At 44.1% G+C, this 3,354-nt stretch carries 5 protein-coding genes; 3 read left to right on the top strand and 2 right to left on the bottom strand.

Annotated elements, in window-relative coordinates:
- Both J7545_RS12415 and J7545_RS12410 read right to left on the bottom strand, forming a co-directional pair.
- Positions 1 to 183: hypothetical protein (locus J7545_RS12415; protein WP_318719617.1), on the bottom strand; the 183-nt coding region annotated here is incomplete at its 3' end.
- 13 nt (positions 184 to 196) lie between these two features.
- Positions 197 to 2,254, bottom strand: coding sequence for a DUF6077 domain-containing protein (locus J7545_RS12410; protein ID WP_318699189.1), 2,058 nt, complete (start codon positions 2,252 to 2,254; stop codon positions 197 to 199).
- A 107-nt stretch (positions 2,255 to 2,361) separates the two neighbouring features.
- On the opposite strand from J7545_RS12410, the gene J7545_RS12405 reads away from it, so the two are divergent.
- The 3 genes from J7545_RS12405 (at position 2,362) to J7545_RS12395 (ending at position 3,315) form a co-directional block, all read left to right on the top strand.
- Positions 2,362 to 2,622, top strand: a complete 261-nt coding sequence (locus J7545_RS12405) for a DUF2281 domain-containing protein (protein ID WP_318699188.1) — start codon at positions 2,362 to 2,364, stop codon at positions 2,620 to 2,622.
- A 128-nt stretch (positions 2,623 to 2,750) separates the two neighbouring features.
- Entirely contained in the window at positions 2,751 to 3,005 is a 255-nt protein-coding gene (locus tag J7545_RS12400) for a type II toxin-antitoxin system VapC family toxin (RefSeq protein WP_318699187.1), read from the top strand.
- Positions 3,006 to 3,069: 64 nt separating this feature from the next.
- A complete protein-coding gene (locus J7545_RS12395) occupies positions 3,070 to 3,315 on the top strand; it encodes a hypothetical protein (RefSeq protein ID WP_318719616.1) in 246 nt (81 codons plus the stop codon).
- The last annotated feature ends 39 nt before the right edge of the window (positions 3,316 to 3,354 follow it).

Below are 3,354 nucleotides of genomic sequence, written 5' to 3'. Positions count from 1 at the left end.
GGATACTTGTCTGATTGAATAGTTTTCTACTAAATGCGCTTTGACTATTTTCTCTCGTAAGTCTACGCTGTATGCTTTCATTAGCTCCTCCATAACATTCTTTTCTTCAGTGTACACCATTACAGCGCAAAGCGCTGTATTACCATAAGATGTTTCTTCAACCCAAATTGCATTTTTTTTCAAAAAGTATACATGGTTATAACATCCAAAGAGCATAATGATCGATGATGGTTACCTGAAAACCTAATGAGGAGAGAATGGCGTTAATTTCGGGTTCCCAGGGATTACTCAGGGGGACAATGGCTGCTTTTATGGAGAGTTGAGGAATAGAAGATTGTAAAACTTGGGGAGCGTTGGAGGGACGATTTACACCACTAATATATTGGGATAAAATACGGCGCTGCTGTGATTCTGATTCAGGGAAAAAATTGGTGACATTTAGATAGCTTTCGGTGACGACAATGGGATATAGGGGAGTTCGAGGCACAATCATCCACCGGGCTAATTCATCTCCGGCGACTTCTTTACCTACGGGAGAAGCGGGAGCTAAGACATAGCTTCCAGGGGGAACTTTAGCTTGAATGCGGTTAATGAGATCGAGCCGTTCTTGGGGAAGTTTGGGTTGGGGAGGAAAGCGGTATTGAATGCGGTTAAAGTCGATTTTGGGAGAGTAAGAGTTAGGAGAAATGGAGGTAGCAAGAACAATCAGAGCGGTGGAGACGAAGGCGTAAAGTGTGATTTTCGCTTGCTTTTGATAGTCAGAAAAGGAAGAGGATATGAGAGGAAAACTGAGTAAAATACCCAGAAGAAGATGGCGAGGAATCACCCACCATAGGCGGCGAAAGGTGGGGACTCCAGTGAGGTTAACTGCCCAAAATTCTTGCAAGAAAGGATTCATAAATAGGAGCATAAAGGTGAGGATTGCCCCTAGGAGAAATCGGCGCAGGTTGAGATCGGTTAAAACTGCCCAACTGACTAAAGTTGCTACCCAAAAGAAGTATCCTCCCATGCCGTGTTTTAGGTGTAGCACGAAGTCGTTATTGATAATGGCTTCAAAGTTGAGATTGCTCATGTTGGGGGAGGAGGTTTTGACTTGGGTGATGAAGAGGAGGGCGATCGCCAACGGATAAGCACAAGTCGTTAAAACCGATACCGATCTCCAAGTGGCTTTACTTGTAGGAGTCCAGTATCCGCAAGTGGCAAGCAGTACAGTTAAAGGAGCGGCATAGAGAGCGGTAGAACTACAACCAACGGCAGCAATATTAGCGAAGGTGAGAATCATCCATTTCCAAGCACTAGGTGCAGTTAAATACCGGAGAGTATAGACAATAATCAGGGGAACAAGGATGGCAACAAAGAGGGGTTTTCCCTGTTGCAACCGCGCTAGGGAGAAATTTCCTAACCCGGCAGCCGTGGTTAAAATTACTAATAAAAAAGTAGTAACAGTGGTGACACTTAACCAGTGACGGGGGACGATCGCCCGGAAAAAGAGAGCAGAGGCAAAAACAACTAGGGGAGCGATCGCCAAGGGTTGCCAGAAGTTACGAACCCAGAGATGGGAAATACCAGTAATTTGGCTGATGACTGCGGCTAAAAGTTCGACTGAATGCACTCGATAGACCGGTAACAGTAGAGGCACATTGGGCACACCATGCATCGTGTCTTGTACCATCAGGGGGCGATCGGGACGATCTAAGGCTGCTACTATCAGGTTCAGATAAAAGGCATCATCCCCATGGGTACGATGGACGATCGCTGTAGCGATAATGGCGAGAGCGCCTAATCCGAGCAGCCATTCCCAGGAGACAACAGTCGGTGATTTTAAGACAAAATTTTCTCGAGATTTGCGGAGCAGTTGCCCGTAGGAAATGGCTAATCCCAACGTGGCTAGACTCCAAAACAGGACAAAATTATCCGTAATTCCATAAATAATGACTAAGATTACCGCTATACCCAAAGGAAGCGCCAAATCTTTTCCAAGCTGCGGTTTGGGTGGTTCTGCCCTGTCTTTTGCTAAGGAGAATGAGTCAGGAATAACAGTATGAAAACTGAGAAAAAAACCGACAATGGCTAAAATAAGGGCGATCGCGGAAAACGGTAATAGAGTCTCAAATGTCGCTTGACGCAACACCATCGCATTACACAGCAGCGTCCATACCCCAATCAGCCAAACCCAAGATAAACAGGATACTTCAACGATTAATCCTGCCCATCCTTGCCTCTCCTTCATCCGGGTGAAATTGGTAAAATTCATAGCGATCCTAAAACGGTTAATGCTGCCAAACCTGATGGACGATCTGGCTATCTCACAAAGCAGAACTGTTATACTATCCAGAAGACAGTAACATAAAGTCGCCAATTATGACTTCTCAAACTCTGAGTGTTATAGAAGATTTATCGATAAAATTGCAGGAGCTAAGACCAGAAAATCAACAACTATTATTAGGGTGTGCTGAGTTTCTGCTGGAGAGGCAAACTCAGTCAATGCAAAGTTCGACTGCTCATGAAGCAGAATCCTCTCCCACGCCACAACGGATTTTAGGTTTACATCAGGGTATGGGGTGGACGAGTGATGATTTTAACCCTCCTCTGCCCGATGGCTTTTGGACAGAGGAAGCTTGAATATTTTACTCGATACTCATGTTTTAATGGGGTTAGCAATAGAACCATAAAAGTTGTCAACACAAGCAACCCAGATTCTAAGAGACCTGAATAATACTGTGTTTTTCAGTTGAGTTAGGATTTGGGAGATGCAAATCAAAATCCAGCTTAACAAATTAACCCTAAATTTGCCCCTTTCGCAAGTCATAAATCGTCAAAAACAAGTCAACGATTTGCCGATTTTACCCATTGAACTGGCTCATGTTTTTGCTTTGGAACAACTCCCCAACCCTCATCGCGATCCATTTGACCGATTATTAATTGCACAAGCATTCGTGGCTCAAATACCGATTTTAAGTATTGATATCATCTTCGATCGCTATCCAGTACAACGATTGTGGTAACATTCGGATACCAACCGAAATATGGTAATCTTTTAAATAGTCAGCACCGATAAAGCAGTTGCTCATGAAAAAAATCACACTAGATTACCCGATCCTGACTTCAATTGTGCTTATCCCCCTGACTGCCTTGATTTTGAATTGGACAGCAGCAGAGTCTAAAGCGCAAAGGCAAGAAACAGGGTTAATCTTTGAAGGGCAATCCACTGTCAATCAAGTCCAGGTAACGGTCACTGAATATACGGGTGAGTGTCCTGGAACAAAAGAGCCTGGTGATATAGCAAAGAAAGGGAGCGTTAGGACAGTATCTTAAAAGCTTCTATGATGGCATCATAAAGGGATTCACACTGGT

The organism is Roseofilum sp. SBFL (assembly GCF_017746885.1).
In the GTDB taxonomy this organism is placed as follows: domain Bacteria; phylum Cyanobacteriota; class Cyanobacteriia; order Cyanobacteriales; family Desertifilaceae; genus Roseofilum.
This window is presented reverse-complemented; position numbering and strand designations above follow the sequence as displayed.

Bases quoted from the DNA above. Each gene is read 5' to 3' on its own strand.
- J7545_RS12405 (WP_318699188.1), top strand. From the start codon at position 2,362: ATGACTTCTCAAACTCTGAGTGTTATAGAAGATTTATCGATAAAATTG.
- J7545_RS12400 (WP_318699187.1), top strand. From the start codon at position 2,751: ATGCAAATCAAAATCCAGCTTAACAAATTAACCCTAAATTTGCCCCTT.
- J7545_RS12395 (WP_318719616.1), top strand. From the start codon at position 3,070: ATGAAAAAAATCACACTAGATTACCCGATCCTGACTTCAATTGTGCTT.
- J7545_RS12410 (WP_318699189.1), bottom strand. From the start codon at position 2,254: ATGAATTTTACCAATTTCACCCGGATGAAGGAGAGGCAAGGATGGGCA.